This window comes from Pseudomonas sp. LAMO17WK12:I1, from assembly GCF_900177315.1.
Classification (GTDB): domain Bacteria; phylum Pseudomonadota; class Gammaproteobacteria; order Pseudomonadales; family Pseudomonadaceae; genus Aquipseudomonas; species Aquipseudomonas marginalis.
The window spans coordinates 110,208-134,154 of record NZ_FWZV01000007.1 but is presented as its reverse complement, the minus strand read 5'-3'; the positions used below and the strand labels follow the sequence as shown (position 1 = coordinate 134,154).

Genomic DNA, 23,947 nt, shown 5'->3' with positions numbered 1-23,947 from the left:
GGTAGAGCGAATGTGGGAGGGGCTTGCTCCCGATAGCGGGGGGTCAGTCAGCATTGATACCGGCTGATACACCGCCATCGGGAGCAAGCCCCCTCCCACACTGAGCGCATTTATTCGGCAGGAGGGGTCAACCGCGCTTCCAGCTCTGCCACTTTCGCTTCCAGGCTCTCCAGCCGCGCACGGGTGCGGGCGAGAACTACCATCTGGCTATCAAACTCTTCCCGGCTCACCAGGTCGAGCTTGCTGAAACCGCTTTGCAGCAAGGCCTTGAACTGGCTTTCGATTTCATTGCGGGGCAGCGGGGTGTCGCCGCTGAACAGGCGAGAGGCGTGGCCGCTCAGGGCGTCGAGGAGGTCTTTGGGCGCGAGCATGGGAAATATTCCGGAAAACTGTTGGCGGGCAGTGTATCACGCAGCGTCTATAGTCTTTTTCACGGCCTGGGTCGCACGCTTTTCGCGCATCAGGCCGGGCGGTGATGCACCGTTTTCGTGCGCATTGCAGGCGCCGGATGGCCCCGTTGGTGGGCCTAGGTGAGCAAAGGACTGATTTCAGTGATTTTTACGGAGCTGGCAAGGTTTCTGCTTAGACGATTATGACCCATGCACTGATGCAGTCGCTGTGACGAATGCAGTGCGCCGACGGATCAGGGGTACAGGTTTCGTCACCAGTGGTTCGCTGGCGTCGCAATGGCAACTGCCCTTGCGACGATGCGTTACAAAGCCAGGCACTGCGCTTAGACTTGAGACGGGTTTGTTTTCCTGGGGCAAGTCCACCAATTCGGGAGAGAGTTTTCATGAAGCTAGTCACTGCCATCATCAAGCCGTTCAAGTTGGACGATGTACGCGAGTCGTTGTCCGAGATCGGCGTGCAGGGCATTACCGTTACTGAGGTCAAGGGCTTCGGTCGGCAGAAGGGTCACACCGAGCTGTATCGCGGCGCGGAATATGTAGTCGATTTCCTGCCGAAGGTGAAGATTGATGTCGCCATTGACGACAAGGATCTTGACCGGGTTATCGAGGCGATAACCAAGGCCGCCAACACCGGCAAGATCGGTGATGGCAAGATCTTCGTGGTCAATCTGGAACAGGCTATTCGCATCCGTACCGGCGAAACCGATACCGACGCAATCTAAGCCGCCAAACCCCCAACGCCCCAGGAGAAAACAATATGACTCTGCGTAAATTCGCAGGGCTCGGAGCCCTGTTGTCCATCGTAATGCCAAGCCTGGCCATGGCGGCAGACGAAGTGGCTGCTCCAGTCCTCAACTCCGGTGACACCGCCTGGATGCTCACATCCACCGCGCTGGTGCTGTTCATGACCATTCCAGGCCTGGCGCTGTTCTACGGCGGCATGGTGCGCTCCAAAAATATTCTGTCGGTGATGATGCAGTGCTTCGCCATCACCGGCCTGATCAGCATCCTGTGGGTTGTCTACGGCTATAGCATCGCGTTCGATACCACCGGTATGGAACAGGGTGTGGTCAACTTCAACTCCTTCTTCGGCGGCATGGGCAAGGCGTTCCTGGCGGGTGTGACCCCGGCCAGCATCACCGGGCCGGCTGCGCTGTTCCCGGAAGCCGTGTTCATCACCTTCCAGATGACCTTCGCCATCATCACCCCGGCGCTGATCGTCGGTGCGTTCGCCGAACGCATGAAGTTCTCCGCCATGCTGATCTTCATGGCTATCTGGTTCACTCTGGTCTATGCGCCAATCGCCCACATGGTGTGGAGCGGCAACGGTGGCCTGCTGTGGGACTGGGGCGTGCTGGACTTCGCCGGCGGCACCGTGGTGCACATCAATGCCGGTGTCGCTGGCCTGGTGGCGTGCATCGTGCTCGGCAAGCGTAAAGGCTTCCCGACCACTCCAATGGCGCCTCACAACCTGGGTTACACCCTGGTGGGTGCGGCCATGCTGTGGGTCGGCTGGTTCGGCTTCAACGCCGGCTCTGCGGCTGCGGCCAACGGCACCGCCGGCATGGCGATGCTGGTGACTCAGATTGCTACCGCTGCTGCAGCCCTGGGCTGGATGTTCGCCGAGTGGATCACTCACGGTAAGCCAAGCGCACTGGGCATCGCCTCGGGTGTAGTGGCTGGCCTGGTCGCCGTTACACCGGCCGCCGGCACTGTTGGTCCGATGGGCGCCCTGGTGATCGGCCTGGTGGCCGGTGTGATCTGCTTCTTCTGCGCCACCAGCCTCAAGCGCAAGCTGGGCTACGACGACTCTCTGGACGCATTCGGCGTGCACGGTATCGGCGGTATCGTCGGTGCGATCCTCACCGGTGTGTTTGCAGCCCCTGCATTGGGCGGCTTCGGCACCGTGACTGACATCGCAGCTCAAGTCTGGATCCAGTGCAAAGGTGTCGGCTTCACCGTGATCTATACCGCCATCGTCACCTTCATCATCCTCAAGGTGCTGGACGCGGTCATGGGCCTGCGGGTTACCGAAGAGGAAGAGGCTGTCGGCCTCGACCTGGCGCAACACAACGAACGCGGCTACAACCTGTAAGTACGCGAAAAAAAGATGCCCGGCTTGCCGGGCATTTTTTTGCCTGGCGTTTGTCAGTCATAACAAGCTGTGCCGGTTTTTGCGCAGAGTTTGTCATGCACTTTCCAGCGTGCGAATGTCTTACAGGCACGTAGGCGTATTCGGCACTTTGTTTTTTCCCAGAGCGCGCTAGAATGCGCGCCGATGGGCGGAGAACTGTATGTGGCAACAGACCCTGATTACCCTGCGGGCCAAGCCCCGGGGCTTTCACCTGGTGACTGACGAGTTGCTTGCCGGCTTGCCTGAGCTGAAGGCCTGCCGCGTGGGCCTGTTGCACCTGTGGCTGCAGCACACCTCGGCCTCGTTGACGGTCAACGAGAATGCCGATCCGGCGGTTCGTCGTGACTTCGAGCGTTTCTTCAACTCGCTGGTGCCGCAAGGCTGCGCCGGGTTCGAACACAACGACGAAGGTCCGGATGATCTGCCGGCGCACTTCAAGGCCAGTCTCCTGGGCTGCCAGCTGAGTTTGCCGGTCAAGGCCGGCCGCTTGGCGATGGGGACCTGGCAAGGTGTTTATCTGGGCGAGCACCGTGATCATGGCGGTGCTCGTAAAGTCCTCGCCACCCTGCACGGTGATGGGGCATAAGCCACTGGTTATCCGGTGGATGTTGATTTTTTTCCGGCAACCTCGACAGAGGGCGAAGCTGGGCTATAACTAATCTGCTTTTCGCAAGTCATGAGGTAGAACATGAGCGACGATGATCTGGAAAACGACGAACTCGAAGTAGGTGACGAAGACGACACCGAAGAAGGTCTTGAAGCGGCGGCGGAAGACGTTGCTGAGGACGACGGTGGTGATGACGCTCCTGTTCCAGCGGCCAAGGGCAAAGCCAAGGCTGCTGTTTCGGTAGACGAATTGCCGAGCGTTGAGGCCAAGAACAAAGAGCGCGATGCCCTGGCCCGTGCGATGGAAGAGTTTCTTGCCAAAGGCGGCAAAGTGGTCGAAGTCGAGCCCAATGTGGTTGCAGACCCGCCCAAGAAGCCGGATAACAAGTACGGCAGCCGACCTATCTAAGGTCAGCCACCTGCTTGTAAGAAAAAGCCCGCCGTCGCTGCGGGTTTTTTCATGCCTGTAATAACCGGCTACAAGTGACCCCCAATCAAGTGTGGGAGGGGGCTTGCTCCCGATTACAGTAGGTCAGTCAATATATCTGGAGACTGATACACCGCTATCGGGAGCAAGCCCCCTCCCACATTTTTCTCACCCGTGTTACTGCCAGCTGCGAAGTAACGCCGGCAACTCCGTCAGGCTGCGAATCTGTGCATCCGGGAGTTTATCCCCTTCCCACACCTTGCCCGACGGGTTGAACCACACCGCCCGCAGCCCCGCCTGCTGCGCCCCGGCAATGTCGTCCCCGGGGTGGTCGCCAACATGCACTGCCGCACTGGCATCTACTCCGCCGCGCTGCAGCGCTTCGTGGAACAGCCGGGCATCCGGCTTGGCGATGCCAATGTCTTCAGCGCGTAGCGCAAAGTGAAAGTAGTCCGCCAGGCCAACACGCTGCACATCGGCATTGCCATTGGTGATCACACCCAGCAGAAAGTGCTGGCGCAGCGCTTGCAGCATCGGCTCGGCCTCAGGGAAAGGCGTGAGCTGATGGCGGGCGTGAATGAACGCTTCAAAACACACATCGGCCATTTCCGTGGCCTCGGGCTGTGGATAACCGGCCTCTTCAAACGCATGTATCAACACCCGATGGCGCAGGATACTGATGCGGTGTTTGAGTTCGGGATGCCGTTGCAGCACTTGTTGGCGCAGGCTGGCGAAATGCTCCAGGGGCAGGTCGCCCACCTTGGCGGCATGGGTGGCCAGCCATTCGCGCATCGACGCTTCGGCGCTGATGATGACGGGTACGTTGTCCCAGAGCGTGTCGTCCAGGTCGAAGGTGATCAGCTTGATGTTCATGAGTCGCCGTCCTTGATGCGTTTGGCCCGTGGATGGGCGCTGTCGTAGACCGTTGCCAGGTGCTGGAAGTCCAGATGGGTATAGATCTGCGTGGTCTTGATGTCGGAATGGCCAAGCAGTTCCTGCACGGCGCGCAGGTCCTGGGACGATTCCAGCATATGGCTGGCAAATGAGTGCCGCAGCATATGTGGATGCAGGTTCTGCCCCAGCTCGCGCTCGCCGGCAGCCTTGACCCGTATCTGGATGGCGCGTGGCCCCAGGCGCCGCCCTTGCTGGCTGATAAACACTGCGTCGTCCACCGGGTTGGCCAGGGCGCGCAGCGGCAGCCAGAGTTGCAGGGCTTCGCGGGCTTTCCTGCCCACCGGCAGCACCCGAGTCTTGCTGCCTTTGCCGAGCACTTGCACCAGGCCGTCGGCCAGGTCCAGTTGATCGAGGTTCAGGCCTGTCAGCTCCGATAGGCGCAGGCCTGAAGAGTAGAACAGTTCGAGGATCGCCTGGTCGCGATGGGCGAGGAAATCGTCCTCCACGGCGCCATCGAGCAATTGCAGGGCACGGTCGGTGTCCAGGGTCTTGGGCAGGCGTCGCTCGCCTTTCGGCGGGGCCAGGCCGTTGGCCGGGTCGTGGTCGCAGAGGCCTTCGCGATTGAGGTAGTGATACAGGCCACGCACCGCCGACAGCAGTCGCGACAGGCTGCGCGAGGACTGGCCCGCCTGGTGCAGCCGTGCGATCAGGCTGCGCAGGCCCTGGATATCCAAGGCCTTCCAGCTGGTGACCTGCTGCTTTTCGCAATACGCCAGGACCTTGTTCAAGTCCCGTCGGTAAGCCTCCAGGGTATGGGGTGACACCTGGCGCTCGTTACGCAGGTGAGCGCAGTAAGCGTCCAGTTGCCGTTCCATGGCTAGCGCACCGCGCGCAGGGCGGTGGTGTGGCGCGGTAGGACGCGGCCCAGTACTTCGGCGATATAGGTGAGGAACAAAGTGCCCACCGAGCTCTTGTAGTGCGCGGGATCGCGGCTGGCGATGGCCAGTACGCCGTGCAGGCCTTGATGGCTGAGGGCGACGACGGCGGTAGAGCCGATCTGCTTGCGCTGTTCGGCGCCGAACAGGAAGTCCAGCTCGTGCTCGCGCAGGGTGCCGCTGATGGTCTTGCCTTCGGAAAGCAGGCCGCCGATCGCGGTTTGCGCGTCGCCGCCGCTGACCCAGCGACCCACCGGCATCGGGTTGTCGCTGAACAGGATCAGGCTGACAAACGGCACCTGGAAGTCCTGGCGCAGGCTGTCTTCCACGGCGATGACCGTTTCTTCCAGGCTGGTGGCGTCCATCAGGGTAAGAATCAGGCGGCGGGTTTTCTCGAACAGACGGTCGTTGTCGCGGGCGACGTCCATCAGGTGCGAGAGCTTGTGGCGCATTTCGATATTGCGCTCGCGCAGGATCTTCATCTGTCGCTCCACCAACGACACGGTGTCGCCGCGCTGGTGGGGGATGCGCAGGGCCGGGAGCAGTTCTTCGTGTTCGACGAAGAAGTCCGGATTAGCCTCAAGGTACGCCGCGACGGCAGCGGCCTCCAGACTTTCGCTCGGGGTTGTTGCTTGTGCGGGTACTTGAGGCTTATCGGTCATTGGCTTGGCTCACTCATAGACGGACCTGTCCTTCGTATACGCGCGAGGCCGGCCCGGTCATCATCACCGGGTGGCCAGGGCCTGCCCACTCGATGGACAGGCGTCCACCGGGCAGGTCGATCAACAGGGGCGAATCCATCCACCCCTGGCTGATCGCGGCCACGGCAGCGGCGCAAGCACCGGTACCGCAGGCCTGGGTTTCGCCGGCACCGCGCTCCCACACGCGCAATTGCGCACGGGAACGGTCGATCACCTGCAAAAAGCCCACATTGACCCGCGCCGGAAAACGCGGGTGGTGTTCGATCTTCGGCCCCAGTTCATGCACGGGGGCATTGTTGATGTCGTTGACCCGTAGCACCGCATGGGGGTTGCCCATGGACACGGCAGCGATGTCGACGGTCTGGCCGTCAACGTCCAGCGGGTAGCTGGCGGCCTGCTCGGTCGCCTGGAACGGGATATCCGCCGGCACCAGGCGTGGCGCGCCCATGTTGACGCTGATCTGGCCGTCGCTGCGGATATCCAGCTCGATCACGCCGCTCTTGGTCTCGACGCGAATCTGCCGCTTGGCGGTCAGGCGCTTGTCCAGCACAAAGCGTGCAAAGCAGCGCGCACCGTTGCCGCACTGTTCCACTTCGGAGCCGTCGGAGTTGAAGATCCGATAACGGAAATCCACCTCCGGGTTGCTTGGCGCCTCGACGATCAGCAATTGGTCGAAGCCGATCCCGGTATGCCGGTCGCCCCACTGTTTAGCGTGCTTGGGTAGGATGTGTGCGTGCTGGCTGACCAGGTCGAGGACCATGAAATCATTGCCCAGCCCGTGCATCTTGGTAAAACGCAGCAGCATGGCTTACTCCGGCAGCAGGCTTTCGCCAGCATACAACTCGGCTACCGTCTCGCGGCGACGCACTTCAAACGCTTGATCACCGTCCACCAGCACCTCGGCGGTACGTCCGCGGGTGTTGTAGTTGGAACTCATGACAAACCCGTAGGCACCGGCCGAATGCACGGCCAGCAGGTCGCCTTCTTCCAGGGCCAGTTGACGATCCTTGGCCAGGAAGTCGCCGGTCTCGCAGATCGGGCCGACGATGTCATAGGCGCGTGCTTCGCTGTTGCGAGGCGTCACGGCGGTGACATTCATCCAGGCCTGGTACAGCGCCGGGCGGATCAGGTCGTTCATCGCCGCGTCGACGATGGCGAAATCCTTGTGCTCGGTGTGCTTGAGGTACTCGACCTGGGTCAGCAGCACGCCGGCATTGGCGACGATATAACGGCCCGGCTCGAACATCAGCGTCAGGTCGCGGCCTTCGATGCGCTCGCGCACGGCCTGGATATAGTCGGCGATCGCCGGTGGCTCTTCATCGCGATAACGCACGCCCACGCCACCACCGAGGTCGATGTGGTGCAGGTAGATGCCGCATTCGCCCAGGCGGTCGATCAATGCCAGAAGGCGGTCGAGGGCATCCAGGAACGGCGGCAGTGTGGTCAGTTGCGAGCCGATATGGCAGTCGACACCCAGCACTTCCAGGTTCGGCAGCTGGGCGGCGCGGATGTACACGTCTTCGGCGTCGGCAATGGCGATGCCGAACTTGTTCTCTTTGAGACCGGTGGAAATGTATGGGTGGGTGCCGGCATCGACGTCCGGGTTGACGCGCAGTGAGATCGGCGCACGAACGCCCATCTCGGCCGCGACGACTTGCAGGCGTTCCAGCTCGTCGGTGGACTCTACGTTGAAGCAATGTACGCCGACTTCCAGGGCTCGGCGCATGTCTTCGCGGCTCTTGCCGACGCCGGAGAACACGATCTTGTCAGCCTGGCCGCCGGCGGCCAGGACCCGTTCCAGCTCGCCACGGGAGACGATATCGAAACCGGCGCCCAGGCGCGCCAGGACATTCAGTACACCCAGGTTGGAGTTGGCCTTGACTGCGTAGCACACCAGGTTCGGTACGCCATCGAGAGGGTCGGTGAACGAGCGGTATTGGGCTTCGATATGCGCACGGGAGTACACGTAGGTCGGGGTCCCAAAGCGCTGGGCAATCGCGGACAACGCCACGCCTTCCGCGAACAGCTCGCCGTCCCGGTAGTTAAAAGCGTCCATGGAGCTCCCTTATTCGTAGGTGTCGTGCTTATGCGCTTTGGAGGGCTTTTGCGACGATTGCGCCTGTTCATTCGGGTCTTTGCTGTCATCGGGCAGGTACAGCGGGCCTTTTTGACCACAGGCACTAACGAGGCAAGCGACCGCGACGAGCGCAGCAAGGGAAGAGATCAGGCGCTTCATGGCGAAATCCTTGAATATGCATTAATTGCGCCCGAGTATACCGACCACCCGCCAGCTTGCCTATGCGCTGAAATACCCGTCCGGCGGGGGTTTGCCGAGATGGCAGGGAAGCGGACTACGCTGGTTGAGGATATTTCACGCCGTCAATCGCGTTGAAATCGGTATCCTTTGCAATCGGCGGGGCTCGCCCGTATCGTGCGGCGCTTGAGCAAAACCAGACACTTTTGAGGTTGCCACAATGAGTTTGACCGAAGCCCGTTTTCACGACCTGGTGGATGCGACCCAGCAGGCGCTGGAAGATATTTTCGACGACAGCGGCCTGGACGTGGATCTGGAAAACTCGGCCGGGGTGTTGACCGTCAAGTTCGAGAGCGGCCAGCAACTGATCTTCAGCCGTCAGGAACCGCTGCGGCAGCTGTGGCTGGCGGCGCGCTCCGGTGGCGTCCACTTCGACTACGACGAAGAAAGCGGCAAATGGCAGTGCGACAAGAGTGAAGAGTTGCTGGGCGAGATGCTCGCGCGCCTGGTCCACGAATATACCGGCGCCGAGCTGGATTTCGACGAGATCTGACCGTGACCCAGCCTGCGCCCGTACGCCCGCCCAAGCCGCTGTTCAGTAATGTCAGCCCGGCGGTGCCGTCACCTTGTATCAGTTTGTGTCGCCTGGACGAGCAAAAAGTCTGCCTCGGCTGCTTCCGCCATGTGGAAGACATCCGCGAATGGCGCTCCGCCGATGATCAGCGGCGCCGAGTGATCGTGGCCCAGGCCGAGCAACGCAAGGCCGCGCCTTGAGCCCGTCTTGTTTATTTACGGTGCTGTGGTAGTGTCCGGATACGCCTCAACTCATCGAGGCCCGTGAGAACCCCGCCTTTTCCTGGCGGGGTTTTGCTTTTTTGTGCAGAAAAAAGGAGTCTGCCTGAATCATGACCGCACCTTCCATCATCCTCACCCGTCTTGATGTGCAGCGTCTTGAGCAATTGATCGACCGTATGGACGAGACGCAGCCGGGCGTTATTGCACTGCAAGCCGAACTCGACCGCGCCGAAGAAGTGGTTGGCCACGATGAAGTGCCTGCAACGGTCGTGACCATGAACTCCAGCGTGCATTGCCGTGAGCAAGGCAGCGGCAAGGACTACCACCTGACCCTGGTCTACCCGAAAGATGCGAATGCCGATGAAGGCAAGATTTCGGTCCTGGCCCCGGTGGGCAGTGCCTTGCTTGGCCTGCAGGTAGGCCAGCACATCGATTGGCCGGCACCGGGCGGCAAGACCCTCAAGCTTGAGCTGCTCAGTGTTGATGGTCAGCCCGAGGATGGCGGCGCCTTCCCTCTCTAGACCTGGCTCAGCGCCTCATTCAGCGCGAGCTCCAGCTCGGCCTTGTAGCGCAGGTACAAATTGCTTGGGCTTTGCACATCACCGAGCAGCCCCGACAGGTCGAGGTCGGTGATGTAGCAGCGGTAGCGCTCGGTTTCCCGGCGTTGCCCGACGATTTCCTGGGCGACCACCGCAAACAGTTGGTCGCCAAACTCCAGCTCGGAAAACTCCCGCTGATTGCAATACAGGGTAATGCCCACCTTGCCCGGTGCCGCCTTGCCGATAATCGCCTGCACGTCATAAAACGGTTTGTTCGCGGGGTTCTGTGGGGCCGGCCGCGGCTCGACACCGCGCGCGCGCGTGGTGCCCGACGGCAGCAGTTGGTAGTACAAGATTTGCACCTCACCCAACGGTTGTTGCGTGTCCAGGGGCGATAGCGCTTCCCGGCGGTAGATGATCGACTGCAAAAAGCGCTGCAGCGGCGCCAACAGGCTCTGTTCATCATGAAACGGCAAGCGTTGCTGCCAGAGCGCGTTGAATTCATCCAGCACATACAGCTCGGCGAAGCCTTCGTTGACCCGGTAGAACACCTGCACGCAATCGGCCATGCCCATGGGCAGCAACAGCGCCAGGTCGTGGTCTTCCAGGGCCATGGCATCCAGGTGCAGCGGGCTGTAGCTGGCCAATTCTTCGCTGAGGTAGGCGACCAGCGCATCCTGGGTCGCCAGTGATACGTGGATGGCTTGGCCGGGCATCAACTCCATCACGTGATAGTGCTGCTGTACCTGGAGCAAGTAGCGGTGATTGCCCTGACCCAGCAGCAGGTTCTGTGCGGTGTCGAAGATTTCTTCCACTCGCTGGGCAATGAACTGCGCGCGGTTGTGACAGAAGCAGCGCACCCGCAGCCGAGGCAGATGATCCGACGGCAATTGGTTGAGGTAGTCGCGCAGGCAGTCGAGCAGCGCATGGGGGCCGTCGTAGCGGCTGACCATCACCTCGTTCCAGCTGTTGAGCGTGACCTGGTCCAGGGTCAGTACGAGGTTGTCGCGCACACCGGCATAGCTCAGGGAGTCGGTGCGTTCGGTGGTCATCAGGATATTCAGGTCGCGATGATGCTTGAGCGGGTCGACGCCGACGTTGATCAGCAGCAACACTTCCTCGGGTACCGCCGAGCGCAGCAGGCGCGCTTCATCAACGCTGGCCAGGGGCAGGGCGATAGCCTGCTGCAGGCTGCCCAGCAGGTTGAACAGCTCGAATTCGGTCATGTCGCTGGTGCCGGGGTGCAGCGCCAGGCGCGTGCTGCTGTCGATGACGCCGTTGCGGTGGCACCAGGTGAGCATCTCCAACAGGTCGCGACTGCGCTTGATCGGCGCGAAGTGCTCCCATTCCAGGGCCGTGAGGTTACCGTTGTACAGGCCCCAGTGGTGCTGGCCGGGCTCCTTGCGGTTGGGCGATTGCACCAGGGTCAGGGTGTCTTCGGCCAGGTCCGGGGCGATGCCGGGGTTGATGAATTCAACCTTGCCGGCCTTGCGTTCAAAGGCGGCATACAGGCGCCGTCCCAGCACATTGAGGTCGCGCTTGTTGATCAGGCTGACCGTCTGTTCGGTCCGGGCGAACTGGGTCAGGAAGCGATAGCTGTAGTTCAGCTCGCTGACCAGGGCACGGCGCTCGGAGGCCACCTGACGCACTTTCCACTGGCTGCGGCTGTCCAGCAGCGCCAGTTGGCGTTGGTCCCAGCCCCACTCGTGGGCCAGGCGCTCCAGCAACAGCCGCTGCCAACTGGTGCTGCGCTGACCGGCGCTGAGCTTGCGATTGACCTTCAGGTACAGGGCGCGACGCACCAGCTCCAGGCGCTCCGGTTCGTTGCGGGCCTTGAGGTATTCCTCGATACGGCGGTACACCACGATGTACGGATCCAGCTCATCCAGGTCCATCTGGTTGGCGAACACCGCGCGCTTGAAGCGCAGGCTCAGACAGTGCACGTTCGGGTGCTCGCTGGCGTAGACCTCGGTCAATAGCAGCTTGAGCACCGACTTGTAGGGCGACTCGATGCCCTTGAACAGTTGCCACAGCCCGGCACCGATGAATTCACCGGGAGGGATGCGCGCCAGGTGGCCCAGGTCGAGGGTTTCATCGGCGCGGATAAAACGCTTGGAGATCAGCGTGTGGGTGAATTCCGCATAGCGGGCCTCTTCATACACCGGCACCAGCCACCAGATCGGCGTACGCCCGGCCAGCCAGATGGCTGTGCGGTAAAACTCGTCCAGCAACAGGTAATGCTGGGTCGTGCCGCAGTCGTCGGAGCTGAGTTGGGTGTCGCGCTCGCCGAGTACAAAGCGCGTCGGCTCAATCAGGAAGAAGTGCGCTTCTGCGCCCATGCCCAGGGCCCAGGCTTCCAGCAGTTGGCATTTTTTACGCAGCTCCGCGAGCTCGTTTTCGCCCAGGTCGGGTGCATGGCACACCCACACATCCATGTCACTCTGGTCGGCCTGGGCGAGGGTGCCGAGGCTGCCCATCAGGAACAGGCCGTGGATCGGTTTGGGTTGATTGACCGGACGCGGCTTGTAAGAGAACGAGCGGGTCAGACGCTGGGCTTCCGTGAGTGCCTGGGCGTCGGGCTCGAAATTCGACAGCCCGGCTGGCGTACTGCCCGATACATAACCCGGCAACAGCGGATGATTGACGTGAAAAAACAGCGGCAGCAGGGTCAGCACGCTTTGCTGGCGCGGCGTCAGCCCTTCGACGGCACGAGCCATGCGACCTTCATTCAGGGCCATGAAGCGCGCACGCAATTGGGCCAGCACCTTGCGGTCGATGCCTTCGTCCAGGTCAGGGCGGATTTCATGGGTGCGGGTCATGTCGAACTCGGTGGCTCGCAGGGCCCGACGCGGGCGGCCATGTAGGAGTTTACAGCCAGTCGCGTAGGAGGTTTAGAGGGAAATGGTTTTTGGCGTCAAAAATCGGGCCATTCCACAGCAGCGCCCTCGGAATCCGCGAGAGGCGGACTCCATGGGCGGGATACGGTATCAGGCAGCTTCTTTGGTGTTGGCGGTGCTCAGAATGGTCAGCAGGGTTTGGGCCTGCTCTGCGGCGTCCCGGCCAAGGCTGGTCAGGTAGCCTCCGTCCGGTTGGTCGATAAGCCCTTTCGCATGGAGACGCTTGGCAGCGGCGATGGCAGAGGGAGCGGCGGTCTGATGGACTTTCAGACCTTCCTTGGTGCTGTCCAAGGGGAAGAGTACAAGGATTTCCAGTTCGGCAACCAACTCAGGGGTATACGACATAAGGACTCCAGACTTTCTAAAATTTATTAGAGGCTAGCAGGCCATAAGGTGAACGCACTTTGCCGAACTGTCCAGCGTGTTGCGGTGTGCCGGGATTATTCCTTTTCGGGCGGCAGCTCAGGCAGTGCCCGCAGCGCTGTTTCATACCATTCGGTATTGAAGGCGCGGTCCTCATCCAGCATCGCGTCGATCTCGAAAGCCAACACGTGAGCCATGAGATTCAGGATCTCTTCACGTTCATAGCCCACCAGGGTCAGTTTATTGAACGTGGCCTTGGCGGCAGGCGGGTTGTCGCTTTCGATCTGGTTTTCGATCGCTTCGATCAAGGTGTTTTCGGTGAACGCTTCTTCGTCGCTGTCGATATCGGTCGGCTCGCTCATGGCAGGCTCCTCAAGGAAAGGGCGCCAGTCTACCCCCATTCAGGCAGGTGATGCTGCTGGTCAGGCTGGCCCCGGGGATCTATAACTCCTGCAGCCAACCCCGCACACGGCCTGGAGGCTTTGCGATGCTCAAGCTTTACGGATTCTCGGTCAGCAACTACTACAACATGGTGAAACTGGCACTGCTGGAGAAAGGCCTGGCTTTTGAGGAGGTGCCCTTTTATGCCGGGCAAACCCCTGAGGCCCTGGCGGTCAGCCCGCGTGGCAAGGTGCCGGTGCTGGGCGTGAAGCAGGGGTTTATCAACGAAACCAGTGTGATCCTCGAATACATCGAGCACTCCCAGGAAGGCCCGTCGCTGTTGCCGGCCGACCCGTTCCAGCGTGCCCAGGTGCTGGCGTTGTGCAGGGAAATCGAGCTGTATATCGAATTACCCGCCCGTGCGTGTTTTGCCGAGGCGTTTTTCGGTATGCCGGTGCCGGAGGCGATCAAGGCGAAATCCAGGGCTGAGTTGCTGCTGGGGATCGGCTCTTTAGGCCGTCACGGCAGGTTCGCGCCTTATGTGGCGGGGGAGGGCTTTACGATTGCGGATCTGTATTTCATGTACAGCGTGAACCTCGCCTGTGCGGTGGGCGAGAAGCTGTTTGGCCTGGACCTGTTGGCTGAATTGCCGGCGGCCAGAGCGTTGCTGGAGCGACTGCATGCCATGCCTAATGCGCAGAAGGTGGCGGCGGACAGGGAGGCCGCGATGCCGGCGTTCATGGCGATGGTTGCGGCCAAAAAATGAACAAATGTGGGAGGGGGTTGCCCCCTCCCACATTTTTCAGCGGCTGGCGAGCAGGGCCTGGCCGCGAGCGACCGCAGCCTTCACCTGCGCCGGCGCGGTACCGCCCACGTGGTTACGGGCATTCACCGAACCTTCCAGGGTCAGTACGGCAAACACGTCCTGTTCGATCTGGTCACTGAACTGGCGCAGCTCTTCCAGGCTCATTTCCGCCAGGTCCTTGCCGGTGTCGACGCCGTATTTCACCGCATGGCCAACGATCTCGTGACAGTCGCGGAACGGCAGGCCACGGCGCACCAGGTAGTCCGCCAGGTCAGTCGCCGTGGAGAAACCGCGCAGGGCCGCTTCACGCATGATCGCGTGCTTGGGCTTGATCGCCGGGATCATGTCGGCAAACGCGCGCAGCGAGTCACGCAGGGTGTCGGCGGCGTCGAACAACGGTTCCTTGTCTTCCTGGTTGTCCTTGTTGTAGGCCAAAGGCTGGCCTTTCATCAGGGTCAGCAGGCCCATCAGTGCGCCGAATACACGGCCGCTCTTGCCACGCACCAGTTCGGGCACGTCGGGGTTTTTCTTTTGCGGCATGATCGAGCTGCCGGTGCAGAAACGGTCCGGCAGGTCGATGAACTGGAATTGCGCACTGGTCCACAGCACCAGCTCTTCGGAGAAACGCGACAGGTGCATCATCGCGATGCTGGCGGCGGCGCAGAATTCGATGGCGAAGTCGCGGTCGGACACGCCGTCCAGGGAATTGCCGCCGACGGCGTCGAAACCCAGCAGTTGTGCGGTGTACTCGCGGTCGATCGGGTAGGTGGTGCCGGCCAGGGCTGCGCTGCCGAGCGGCATGCGGTTGGCGCGCTTGCGGCAATCCACCAGGCGCTCGTAGTCGCGGCTGAGCATCTCGAACCAGGCCAGCAGGTGGTGGCCGAAGGTGACGGGTTGTGCGGTTTGCAGGTGGGTGAAGCCAGGCATGATGGTGTCCGCCTCATGCTCGGCCTGCTCCAGCAAGCCTTTCTGCAAGCGGGTGATTTCGGCCAGGATCAGGTCGATTTCATCGCGCAGCCACAGGCGGATGTCGGTGGCTACCTGGTCGTTACGGCTACGACCGGTGTGCAGTTTCTTGCCGGTCACACCGATACGGTCGGTGAGACGGGCCTCGATGTTCATGTGCACGTCTTCCAGGTCGACACGCCAGTCGAACGTACCGGCTTCGATCTCACCGCGGATGGTGGTCAGGCCATCGATGATGCTGTCGCGCTCGGCGTCGGTCAGCACGCCGACCTTGGCCAGCATCGTCGCGTGGGCAATGGAGCCCATGATGTCGTGGCGGTACAGGCGCTGGTCAAAGGTGACGGAGGCGGTGAAACGGGCGACGAAGGCGTCGACGGGTTCACTGAAGCGGCCGCCCCAGGACTGGTTGGTCTTGTCGGTGCTCATGGGTTCGCTCGTGGTCTGCTTATTAAGAGGCATGAAAGTGTGGCGGCGATAATAACAGGGTTGCCCTTGGAGGCGGTGCTGCGGGTCGTCGGCATTTTTATTTGTGCAAAGGATGGCTAAGTGCCTTGCCGCCGACCGCGTCCGGGACGAGACTGGAGGCAGCTGCTTATTGATACGATATTTGACGATTGAGCAATATCGTCTCGGCGAGCGTCTACAGTTGGACTGATAGTGTGTGAATGCACCAAAGTCGGGTAATGCGGTCAGAGCCTGACTATCCATTTAAAAGGGGGGTATTCGGATTGTGTATCAGCAAACCCTACGACGATGCCCGAAGGCAGCAGGTCTTGGGCGCTATTGAACAGGTCCGGGTAAATATGGGTGCCGCTGTCAGGGCACTTTTTGCCGCTCGCGCTAGTCTTAGCGTGGATCGCTGTGACGCAAGTCACCGCACCTGTCTACGCTATCCTTGTGCGAGACTCACGCAGGAATCCAGCGCTATATGAATGTCCTGATCGTTGATGACGAACCCCAAGCCCGCGAGCGACTGAGCCGTTTGGTCAGTGAACTCGAGGGTTATACAGTCCTTGAGCCGAGTGCCACCAGCGGCGAGGAGGCGTTGACGTTGATCGACAGCCTCAAGCCGGACGTGGTGTTGCTCGATATCCGCATGCCGGGCCTCGATGGCCTGCAAGTTGCTGCTCGCCTGAGTGAGCGCGAATCGCCACCCGCCGTGGTGCTGTGCGCCGCTCAAGAAGAGTTTGCCGCGCAGGCACTGGAAGCCAGTGGTGTCAGCTTCGTAGTCAAGCCAGTGACTGCCGAGGCCTTGCTCAGGGCCTTGAAGAAAGCCGAACGTCCCAACCGCGCCCAACTCGCTGCCCTGACCCAGCCGGCCGCCCAGAGCGGCAACGGGCCGCGCAGCCATATCAGCGCCCGCACACGCAAAGGCATCGAGTTGATCCCCTTGGACCAGGTGGTCTACTTCATTGCCGATCACAAGTACGTGACCCTGCGGCATGAGGCTGGCGAAGTGTTGCTCGATGAGCCGCTCAAGGCCCTTGAGGATGAATTCGGTGACCGCTTCGTGCGAATCCACCGGAACGCGCTGGTGGCCCGTGAGCGAATCGAGCGCCTGCAGCGCACGCCCCTCGGGCACTTTCAGTTATTCCTCAAAGGGCTTAATGGGGATGCGTTGATCGTCAGCCGACGCCATGTCGCTGGCGTGCGCAAGATGATGCAGCAGCTTTAGCCCGAGGGTTTTGGCAAGCCTGCATTCATTATCCCGGTGCGACGTGGCCAGGGAGGCCCCGCACTTGCTGATTCAAATCAAAGCGTATTTGCCTGAGCTGTTATTATCTGCCGTATCTATTCAGTACGGATTGATCCATGTCCTCTCGCGAAATCCGCATCGCCACCCGTAAAAGCGCCCTGGCCTTGTGGCAGGCCGAATACGTCAAAGCACGCCTTGAGCAGGCCCATCCCGGCCTCAAGGTGACCCTGGTGCCCATGGTCAGTCGCGGCGACAAGCTGCTCGACTCGCCGCTGTCGAAGATCGGTGGCAAGGGCCTGTTCGTCAAGGAACTGGAAACCGCGCTGCTGGAAAACGAAGCCGACATCGCTGTGCACTCCATGAAAGACGTGCCCATGGATTTCCCCGAAGGCCTGGGCCTGTTTTGCATCTGTGAACGTGAAGACCCGCGTGACGCCTTCGTTTCCAATACCTTCGCGTCTTTGGATGACTTGCCTCTGGGCAGCATTGTCGGCACCTCCAGCCTGCGTCGCCAGGCACAGCTGTTGACCCGTCGTCCGGACCTGCAGATTCGTTTCCTGCGCGGCAACGTCAACACCCGCCTGGCCAAGCTGGATGCCGGTGAGTATGACGCGATCATCCTCGCCGCGGCCGGCCTGATCCGTTTGGGCTTCGAAAACCGCATCACCTCGGCCATCAGCGTCGAAGACAGCCTGCCTGCTGGCGGGCAAGGCGCCGTGGGCATTGAATGCCGTACCGCCGATAGTGAAATCCACGCGCTGCTCAAACCCCTGGATCACCATGAGACCGAAGTGCGTGTCACGGCCGAACGCGCCCTGAACAAGCACCTCAACGGTGGCTGCCAGGTGCCGATCGCCTGCTACGCCGTGCTCGAAGGTGAAAACCTGTGGCTGCGTGGCCTGGTTGGGGATCCGGATGGGGGCACTCTGCTGACTGCCGAAGTCCGTGGCCCGCAACGTGACGCCATCGCCCTGGGTGTCCAGGTGGCTGAAGAGCTGCTGGAAAAGGGCGCAGGCGCTATCCTGCAAAAGGTCTACGGCGAGGCCGGCCCGCAGTGACCGACTGGCGCGTGCTGCTGACACGGCCTGCCGAGGAATCGGCGGCCCTGGCGGCGGCGTTGTCCGAAACCGGTATCTTCAGCAGCAGCTTGCCTTTGCTGGACATCGAGCCGTTACCCGTTACCCCCGAACAACAGGCCGTCTTCGATGATCTTGGCCGCTACTGTGCGGTGATCGTGGTGAGCAAGCCGGCCGCGCGGCTTGCCGTGCAGCAGTTGGATCAAGCCTGGCCGCAACTGCCGTGGTTCAGCGTCGGTGCGGCCACCGCGCAGGTCCTGGTTGATCATGGCCTTCCCGTTCACTATCCCCAAACCGGCGACGACAGCGAGGCCTTGCTTCAATTGCCTGCGTTGCGCGAGGCTATCGCACGGCCCGGTGCGCGGGTGTTGATCCTGCGCGGCGAGGGGGGGCGGGAGCTGCTGGCTGAGCGTTTGCGCGAGCAAGGTGCTAGTGTCGACTACCTGGAGTTGTATCGTCGTTTCCTTCCGGCCTACGACACCGGTGTACTGACCCGGTGCATCCAGTTGGAACGCTTGAACGGCCTGGTGGTCAGCAGTGGGCAGGGTTTTTTGCACCTGCAGGCCCTGGCCGGATCCGATTGGCCACAGGTGGCGCAGCTGCCGTTGTTCGTGCCCAGCCCGCGAGTCGCCGAGATGGCGCGGGCCGCTGGCGCAGAAAAAGTTGTGGATTGTCGCGGCGCGAGTGCCGCGGCTTTGTTAGTGGCGTTACGGAGTCATGCCGTTCCCACTCTCTGATACGCAAAGGACGGATACGTGAGCGAAACAGCCTTGCCTAAAGATGAAACCCAACCCGCACTTGATGCGCCGGTTGAGTCACCGGTCACCGCGCCGCGCCGCGGCAATGGCCTGGCAGTTGTCGCCCTGCTGCTTGGCGCTGCGGGTGTTGCCGCCGGCGGTTGGGGTCTCTGGCAGGTTCGTGCCCTGCAAGCCAGCAGCCAGCACCAACTGGGTCAAGTGCAGACCCTGGATGACCAATCCCAGGCCCTCAAGCAAAGCCAGCAACAACTGGCTGCACGCCTGGCGCAACTGCCGGGTGCGGATGAGCTTGAGGAGCGCCGTCGGCTGGTGGCCCAGTTGCAGGGTGACCAGCAGCGCTTGAGCCAGCGCCTGGAAACCGTGCTGGGTGCCAGCCGCAAGGATTGGCGCCTGGCTGAGGCCGAGCACCTGATTCGCCTGGCGAGTTTGCGCTTGTCTGCCTTGCAGGACATCAACAGCGCCCAGGCCCTGGTCCAGGGCGCCGACGAGATTCTTCGCGAGCAAAGCGATCCAGGCTCCTACGCCGCACGCGAGCAGTTGGCCAAGAGCCTTGCCGCGTTGCGCAGTACTGAGCAGCCGGATCGCACCGGGCTGTATCTGCAATTGGCGGCCTTGCGTGATCAGGTCGTGCAACTGGCGGCCATCGCCCCTGAGTACCAACTGACCGAGCCCGCATCCCAGGGGCGTCCAAGCACCGATACGGACAGCCGCTGGAGCCAGTGGTGGGAGCAGATTTCCCGGTACTTTCGCATCGACTTCAACCCAGACGACAACATTCGTCCACTGCTCGCCGGTCAAGGCCTGAACCAGGTACGCCTGGCCCTCAGCCTGGCTCTGGAGCAAGCGCAATGGGCGGCGCTCAATGGTGAATCGGCGGTGTACAGCCGCTCCCTGGGTGAGGCACGCAGCGTGTTGCAGGACAACTTCAACCAGGACAACCCGCAGAGCAAGGCGATGCTGGCGCGTATCGCCGAGCTTGAGCCCAAGGCGGTCTCGGTGGTGACACCGGACCTGGCGGCGAGCCTGGCTGCGGTACAGGCGTACCTCGAGCGTCGTCATCTGTCTGCCGACGAAGCCAAGGCGGCTGCCACGCCGGCGGCCACGTCGGCGAAGCAGGAGTAGAGCCGATGAAGCGTTTCTATGTGATCCTGGTGCTGGCGATTGCAATCGCCCTGGCACTGGCCGTGGGCATTTCGAAACACACCGGCTATGTGTTGATTACCTATCCTCATGTGCTGCACTACGAGTCGAGCCTATGGGCTACCGTGGTGGCGGTGTTTGTCTTCGGCCTGGCCATCTACTTGATCCGCGTATTGCTGAGCCTGGTCACCACCTCGGGTGGCGTGGTCAACCCGTGGTCGCGACGTAACCGCAGCCGCCGCGTGCAGATCGCCATCGAACAGGGCCAGATGGACCTCGCCGAAGGCCGTTGGGCCAGTGCCGAACGTCACCTGCACCGTGCCGCCGAAGCCGAGCGCCAGCCATTGCTGTACTACCTGGGCGCGGCCCGGGCGGCGAATGAGCAGGGCCGTTATGAAGAGTCGGACGGTTTGCTCGAGCGCGCCCTGGAGCGTCAGCCCCAGGCCGAGCTGGCGGTTGCCTTGAGCCATGCGCAGTTGCAATTGGACCGTGGCGACACTGATGGCGCCCTTACCACCTTGCAGGCCATGCACGAGCGTCATCCCCACAACGGGCAGGTGCTGCGCCAATTACAGCGTCTGCACCAGCAGCGTGGCGACTGGTCGGCGGTGATCCGCCTGTTGCCGGAGCTGCGCAAGGACAAGGTGCTGCCCGCCGGCGAATTGGCAGAATTGGAACGGCGTGCCTGGGGCGAGAACCTGAGCCTGGCGGCCCAGCGCGAAGAGCAGGGCGAAGCCGGCCTGCAGTCTCTTGAGCGGGCCTGGCAACAGCTCACTTCCGCCCAGCGCCAGGAGCCGCAACTGGTCCTGGCCTATGCCGAGCAACTGCGTCAATTGGGCGCCGATGCCAAGGCGGAGGAGGCGTTGCGCGGTGCCATCAAGCGCGGCTACGACAGCCACCTGATTCGTCTCTACGGCCTGCTGCGCGGCAGTGACCCTGCCCGGCAATTGAAGTTTGCCGAAGGCTGGCTAAAGGACCACCCGGGCGATGCCAGCCTGTTGTTGACATTGGGTCGTCTGTGCCTGCAAAACAGCCTGTGGGGCAAGGCGCGTGATTACCTGGAAAGCAGCCTGCAGGTGCAACGTAATCCCGAGGCCTGTGCCGAACTGGCGCGGCTGTTGGCGCAGTTGGGCGACACCGAGCGCAGCAACCAGCTGTTCCAGGAAGGCCTGGGCTTATTGGATAACCGCTTGCTGGCGTCTCCGCTGCCAGTTTCTGCCCGAGTTTGATGCAGGAAGAAGTCTAGGGTTGGCTCAGATATTTCTGATAACCAGCCCTTCAATGCTGCGCATATGCCGGCCCTGAGGGGCTTTGAAGCAAACTCCTACGTTCATGCGTTTCAAGTCTTCCATTCTCTGACGGGATGTCCCTACGTTCTCACGGAATCGTCTGCTCTGGCGCGTATTGAAAGGGGTCAGGCCTTTCCTCTAACGTAACGACCTATCTCTCGCGATGCGGATAAAGCATGTCTTTGGCCCCTTCACGCTCCTTGTTTTTCCTTGCGTTCATGGCGGGTGCGCTGACGTTGGGTGCGTCCTTCTATCTTGAGTTCGGTGCCTCGTTACGTCCTTGTTTCCTGTGCCAGATGCAACGGGCCTTTCTGGCTGCCTTCACGCTGATCAATCTGGTCGCCGCCATCCACAACCCCAGGCGTTCCACTTTTTACTTGTACGGGTTTACGAGCATGGTCTGTTCGTTGCTGGGTGCCATCACCGCCGTACGCCAGGTGCTGCTGCAAAATGCCGCAGCGGATCAGGCCGCCGATTGCTGGCCCAGTCTCAGTCACATGCTCGAGAACCTGTCGCTGTGGCAGGCGTTGCAATTGACGGTCGAAGGCACGGTCGACTGTATGGAAATAAGCTGGACGCTATTTGACCTGAGCCTTCCCGAGTGGAGCCTGTTGTTCTTCCTGGGCATGTTGATCCTCGGTGTCATGCAATTTTCCCGACTGTTCTTGAGCCGTCCGTTGCGCTCAGCGAGGCGCTGATCGGAGGCCGCAGTTTGTAGGACGTGATTAAACACTTGTATGAACTTTCTCTCCTGCGTACCTTGAAGCCATAGTCATGGGGGCATAATCTGGCCCGCACGCGTTATTGAAACCGTTTGTCAGACGCGGCCTTGTCCCGCTGCTGTTTTATCCTTGAAGTGTTGCGCGGGCATCAGGCGGCAGCGCCCCTATAGGGAAGAGAGATCATCATGCTGGAAAGTTGTCAGAATGCTCAGGAACGCTGGGGTGGGGTGCACAAGCTGATCGACAGCTGGTTGAAGGCACGTCACGAACTGGTTCGGGCCTTTGATGCTCTCGGCGCCAAGCCCGAGGCCCTGGCTGAGAATCGCAAGCCGTTGCAGGAGTTCTGTGAAGTGTTGGTGGACTATGTGTCTGCTGGCCATTTCGGTGTCTACGAGCAGCTGACCAAAGAGGCGGAAGCCTTCGATGATAAGCGTGGCCTGGAACTGGCCGAGACCCTTTACCCGCGTATCGATGTCATCACTGAGAAACTGCTGGCGTTCACCGACCTGTGTGATGCCGGCCAGTGCGTTGCTGAGAAATTCAAGGAGTTGGGTGGCCTGCTCCATGAGCGTTTCGAACTGGAAGATTGCCTGATCGAAGTGCTCCACAACGCCCATAAGGAAGAAGCTGTCCCCCAGGCCTGACCCTTGCGGGCGAGATAAGAACGGTGCGCATGGCGCACCGTTTTTTATTGGCTCAATGACGGGTGCCGAGTAATTCGATCTCGAATACCAGTGGCGTATACGGCGGGATCAGCTCGCCGGCACCGTCACCTCCATAAGCTTGGGCCGACGGGATCACCAGGCGCCATTTGGCCCCGACCGGCATCTGCTGCAACGCGCTGCTCCAACCGCTGATCACACTGTCCAGGCGAAACCACTGGGGTTGTGTGCTCTGATCGAAGACCGTGCCATCGGGCAATCGTCCAACGTAGTTCACCTGGACCTGATCATTCGCGCCAGGCTTGTTACCCGTGCCGGGTGTCAGTTCCGTGAGCAGGATGCCATCGGCCAACTCGCGCACCCCTTTCACGGCTTTTTCCTTGGTTAAAAACTGCTGCTCGGCGGCGAGCGCCTTTTCACTTTTAGGCGCTTGGGCGTCGGCTTCGGCCTGCGCTTCGTGCTCGGCAAGAATCTGTTCGATGCGCGTGTTATCCAACGCCAGCGGCTTGCCTTGATAGGCTTGCTTGAGGCCGTCGATCAAGGCCTGGATCTGCAGGTCCGGGACTTCCTGGCGCAGGCGCTCACCGAGGCTGGCGCCCAGGCTGTAGGCGAGGTCGTGCTGGTCTTGGGGCGTGGTTTTTGACGGTGATTGCTCGCTCGCATTGGCCGCGGAAATCGCCAGGCCCAGCACAAGGAAAAGGTAACGCGACATGGGCATTCTCCTGCCGAAAGTGCGACGGATTATGCCAGTGCAAGTGCGTAAAAAGTGCCGCGTGTTTTCGTTATATCGATAAGAATTTTCGCACGTTGCAACGCAACGCAAACGATACTGTCAACATGCCCTAGCGGCGGTAAGAGCAGAGGGCTAGTATGAGCCGCACCCACGTCAGCCAGGAGGTAAACCATGTCGGCCAAACAGAAGCCTGTAAATACCCCGTTGCATTTACTCCAACAATTGTCGGGCAGCTTGCTCGAGCATCTGGAAAGCGCATGTTCCCAAGCGTTGGCCGATGCAGAAAAACTGCTCGCCAAGCTGGAAAAACAACGCGGTAAAGCGCAAGAAAAGCTGCACAAATCCCGCACCAAACTGCAAGACGCCGCCACTGCCGGCAAGGCCAAGGCACAAGCCAAAGCCAAAGACGCGGTAAAAGAACTCGAAGACCTGCTGGATGCTCTCAAGGATCGTCAAGCTGAAACCCGCACCTACATTTCCCAACTGAAAAAAGACGCCCAAGAAAGCCTGAAATTGGCCCAGGGTGTTGGTCGTGTTAAGGAAGCTGTAGCGAAAGTGCTGGGTGCTCGTGCACCTGCTAAAGCACCGGCCAAGCCAGCAGCCAAAACCGCTGCTGTAAAACCAGCCGCCAAGCCAGTTGCTAAAACCGCTGCTGCAAAACCAGCCGCCAAGCCAGTTGCTAAAACCGCTGCTGCAAAACCAGCCGCCAAGCCAGCTGCTAAAACTGCTGCTGCAAAACCAGCCGCGAAGCCAGTTGCTAAAAC

General features: G+C 61.0%; 28 protein-coding genes and 1 pseudogene. 17 read left to right on the top strand and 12 right to left on the bottom strand.

What is annotated here, in order from left to right:
• Positions 1-110: 110 nt before the first annotated feature.
• Complete coding sequence (locus B9N88_RS15075; RefSeq protein ID WP_027608312.1) at positions 111-371, bottom strand: accessory factor UbiK family protein; 261 nt, start codon at positions 369-371, stop codon at positions 111-113.
• 422 nt (positions 372-793) lie between these two features.
• Here B9N88_RS15075 and glnK point away from each other — a divergent pair, with 422 nt between their 5' ends.
• The 4 genes from glnK to sutA all read left to right on the top strand — a co-directional run bounded on the left by glnK (position 794) and on the right by sutA (position 3,559).
• The gene (glnK, locus tag B9N88_RS15070; protein WP_002555808.1) at positions 794-1,132 is read left to right on the top strand and encodes a P-II family nitrogen regulator; all 339 of its coding nucleotides are present in this window, start codon (positions 794-796) and stop codon (positions 1,130-1,132) included.
• Between the two features lie 35 nt (positions 1,133-1,167).
• Positions 1,168-2,505: an ammonium transporter gene (locus B9N88_RS15065; RefSeq protein WP_027608313.1), complete on the top strand. Its 1,338-nt coding sequence runs from the start codon at positions 1,168-1,170 to the stop codon at positions 2,503-2,505.
• 199 nt (positions 2,506-2,704) lie between these two features.
• Positions 2,705-3,130, top strand: a complete 426-nt coding sequence (locus B9N88_RS15060) for a secondary thiamine-phosphate synthase enzyme YjbQ (protein WP_027608314.1) — start codon at positions 2,705-2,707, stop codon at positions 3,128-3,130.
• Between the two features lie 102 nt (positions 3,131-3,232).
• The gene (gene sutA / locus B9N88_RS15055) at positions 3,233-3,559 is read left to right on the top strand and encodes a transcriptional regulator SutA (RefSeq protein ID WP_027608315.1); all 327 of its coding nucleotides are present in this window, start codon (positions 3,233-3,235) and stop codon (positions 3,557-3,559) included.
• Between the two features lie 195 nt (positions 3,560-3,754).
• Here sutA and B9N88_RS15050 read toward each other — a convergent pair whose 3' ends face one another.
• The 6 genes from B9N88_RS15050 to B9N88_RS15025 are packed head-to-tail and all read right to left on the bottom strand — an operon-like array spanning position 3,755 to position 8,343.
• Positions 3,755-4,450 carry an HAD family hydrolase gene (locus B9N88_RS15050; protein WP_027608316.1) on the bottom strand — a complete coding sequence of 232 codons (696 nt, stop codon included), beginning with the start codon at positions 4,448-4,450 and terminating at the stop codon, positions 3,755-3,757.
• A complete protein-coding gene (gene xerC / locus B9N88_RS15045) occupies positions 4,447-5,346 on the bottom strand; it encodes a tyrosine recombinase XerC (protein WP_027608317.1) in 900 nt (299 codons plus the stop codon). The genes B9N88_RS15050 and xerC overlap by 4 nt, the downstream gene beginning before the upstream one ends.
• 2 nt (positions 5,347-5,348) lie before the next feature.
• The gene (locus tag B9N88_RS15040; protein ID WP_027608318.1) at positions 5,349-6,068 is read right to left on the bottom strand and encodes a DUF484 family protein; all 720 of its coding nucleotides are present in this window, start codon (positions 6,066-6,068) and stop codon (positions 5,349-5,351) included.
• Positions 6,069-6,081: 13 nt separating this feature from the next.
• Positions 6,082-6,912: a diaminopimelate epimerase gene (gene dapF / locus B9N88_RS15035; RefSeq protein ID WP_027608319.1), complete on the bottom strand. Its 831-nt coding sequence runs from the start codon at positions 6,910-6,912 to the stop codon at positions 6,082-6,084.
• Between the two features lie 3 nt (positions 6,913-6,915).
• Positions 6,916-8,163 (bottom strand): diaminopimelate decarboxylase, encoded by a 1,248-nt coding sequence (gene lysA / locus B9N88_RS15030; protein WP_027608320.1) that lies wholly within the window; start codon positions 8,161-8,163, stop codon positions 6,916-6,918.
• 9 nt (positions 8,164-8,172) lie between these two features.
• Entirely contained in the window at positions 8,173-8,343 is a 171-nt protein-coding gene (locus B9N88_RS15025) for an LPS translocon maturation chaperone LptM (protein ID WP_010207449.1), read from the bottom strand.
• 238 nt (positions 8,344-8,581) lie between these two features.
• Between B9N88_RS15025 and cyaY the strand changes: the two genes are divergently transcribed.
• The 3 genes from cyaY (at position 8,582) to rnk (ending at position 9,677) form a co-directional block, all read left to right on the top strand.
• Positions 8,582-8,914 (top strand): iron donor protein CyaY, encoded by a 333-nt coding sequence (cyaY, locus tag B9N88_RS15015; protein WP_027608321.1) that lies wholly within the window; start codon positions 8,582-8,584, stop codon positions 8,912-8,914.
• Between the two features lie 2 nt (positions 8,915-8,916).
• Positions 8,917-9,135, top strand: coding sequence for a DUF1289 domain-containing protein (locus B9N88_RS15010; protein ID WP_027608322.1), 219 nt, complete (start codon positions 8,917-8,919; stop codon positions 9,133-9,135).
• Between the two features lie 131 nt (positions 9,136-9,266).
• On the top strand, positions 9,267-9,677 hold the full coding sequence (gene rnk, locus B9N88_RS15005; protein ID WP_043293860.1) for a nucleoside diphosphate kinase regulator: 411 nt from the start codon (positions 9,267-9,269) through the stop codon (positions 9,675-9,677).
• Here the strand turns inward: rnk and B9N88_RS15000 are convergent.
• The 3 genes from B9N88_RS15000 to B9N88_RS14990 all read right to left on the bottom strand — a co-directional run bounded on the left by B9N88_RS15000 (position 9,674) and on the right by B9N88_RS14990 (position 13,317).
• A complete protein-coding gene (locus tag B9N88_RS15000) occupies positions 9,674-12,514 on the bottom strand; it encodes a class I adenylate cyclase (RefSeq protein WP_027608324.1) in 2,841 nt (946 codons plus the stop codon). The genes rnk and B9N88_RS15000 overlap by 4 nt on opposite strands.
• Positions 12,515-12,682: 168 nt before the next feature.
• Positions 12,683-12,937 carry a TIGR02647 family protein gene (locus tag B9N88_RS14995; protein WP_027608325.1) on the bottom strand — a complete coding sequence of 85 codons (255 nt, stop codon included), beginning with the start codon at positions 12,935-12,937 and terminating at the stop codon, positions 12,683-12,685.
• 95 nt (positions 12,938-13,032) lie between these two features.
• Positions 13,033-13,317: a hypothetical protein gene (locus tag B9N88_RS14990; RefSeq protein ID WP_027608326.1), complete on the bottom strand. Its 285-nt coding sequence runs from the start codon at positions 13,315-13,317 to the stop codon at positions 13,033-13,035.
• A gap of 125 nt (positions 13,318-13,442) precedes the next feature.
• Here B9N88_RS14990 and B9N88_RS14985 point away from each other — a divergent pair, with 125 nt between their 5' ends.
• Complete coding sequence (locus B9N88_RS14985; RefSeq protein WP_027608327.1) at positions 13,443-14,102, top strand: glutathione S-transferase family protein; 660 nt, start codon at positions 13,443-13,445, stop codon at positions 14,100-14,102.
• Positions 14,103-14,138: 36 nt separating this feature from the next.
• Here B9N88_RS14985 and argH read toward each other — a convergent pair whose 3' ends face one another.
• Positions 14,139-15,533: an argininosuccinate lyase gene (argH, locus tag B9N88_RS14980; protein WP_027608328.1), complete on the bottom strand. Its 1,395-nt coding sequence runs from the start codon at positions 15,531-15,533 to the stop codon at positions 14,139-14,141.
• Positions 15,534-15,922: 389 nt separating this feature from the next.
• Here argH and B9N88_RS33285 point away from each other — a divergent pair.
• The 8 genes and pseudogenes from B9N88_RS33285 to B9N88_RS14950 form a co-directional block, all read left to right on the top strand.
• Positions 15,923-16,039 (top strand): annotated as a pseudogene (locus B9N88_RS33285) (sensor histidine kinase); the annotation flags it as partial.
• On the top strand, positions 16,036-16,782 hold the full coding sequence (locus B9N88_RS14975) for a LytR/AlgR family response regulator transcription factor (RefSeq protein WP_027608329.1): 747 nt from the start codon (positions 16,036-16,038) through the stop codon (positions 16,780-16,782). The pseudogene B9N88_RS33285 and the gene B9N88_RS14975, both read left to right, overlap by 4 nt.
• Positions 16,783-16,919: 137 nt before the next feature.
• Positions 16,920-17,861 carry a hydroxymethylbilane synthase gene (gene hemC, locus B9N88_RS14970; RefSeq protein WP_027608330.1) on the top strand — a complete coding sequence of 314 codons (942 nt, stop codon included), beginning with the start codon at positions 16,920-16,922 and terminating at the stop codon, positions 17,859-17,861.
• Entirely contained in the window at positions 17,858-18,616 is a 759-nt protein-coding gene (locus B9N88_RS32915) for a uroporphyrinogen-III synthase (RefSeq protein ID WP_027608331.1), read from the top strand. The genes hemC and B9N88_RS32915 overlap by 4 nt, the downstream gene beginning before the upstream one ends.
• Before the next feature lie 18 nt (positions 18,617-18,634).
• A complete protein-coding gene (locus B9N88_RS32910) occupies positions 18,635-19,759 on the top strand; it encodes a uroporphyrinogen-III C-methyltransferase (RefSeq protein WP_027608332.1) in 1,125 nt (374 codons plus the stop codon).
• Between the two features lie 5 nt (positions 19,760-19,764).
• Positions 19,765-21,006 carry a heme biosynthesis protein HemY gene (locus tag B9N88_RS14960; RefSeq protein ID WP_027608333.1) on the top strand — a complete coding sequence of 414 codons (1,242 nt, stop codon included), beginning with the start codon at positions 19,765-19,767 and terminating at the stop codon, positions 21,004-21,006.
• A gap of 236 nt (positions 21,007-21,242) precedes the next feature.
• Positions 21,243-21,764: a disulfide bond formation protein B gene (locus B9N88_RS14955; protein ID WP_027608334.1), complete on the top strand. Its 522-nt coding sequence runs from the start codon at positions 21,243-21,245 to the stop codon at positions 21,762-21,764.
• A 209-nt stretch (positions 21,765-21,973) separates the two neighbouring features.
• Positions 21,974-22,432, top strand: coding sequence for an Rsd/AlgQ family anti-sigma factor (locus B9N88_RS14950; RefSeq protein WP_027608335.1), 459 nt, complete (start codon positions 21,974-21,976; stop codon positions 22,430-22,432).
• Between the two features lie 52 nt (positions 22,433-22,484).
• On the opposite strand, the gene B9N88_RS14945 is transcribed toward B9N88_RS14950, so the two are convergent.
• Positions 22,485-23,162, bottom strand: a complete 678-nt coding sequence (locus B9N88_RS14945) for an FKBP-type peptidyl-prolyl cis-trans isomerase (protein ID WP_027608336.1) — start codon at positions 23,160-23,162, stop codon at positions 22,485-22,487.
• 192 nt (positions 23,163-23,354) lie between these two features.
• Between B9N88_RS14945 and B9N88_RS14940 the strand changes: the two genes are divergently transcribed.
• On the top strand, positions 23,355-23,947 hold a 593-nt coding region (locus B9N88_RS14940), incomplete at its 3' end, for an AlgP family protein (protein WP_218191467.1).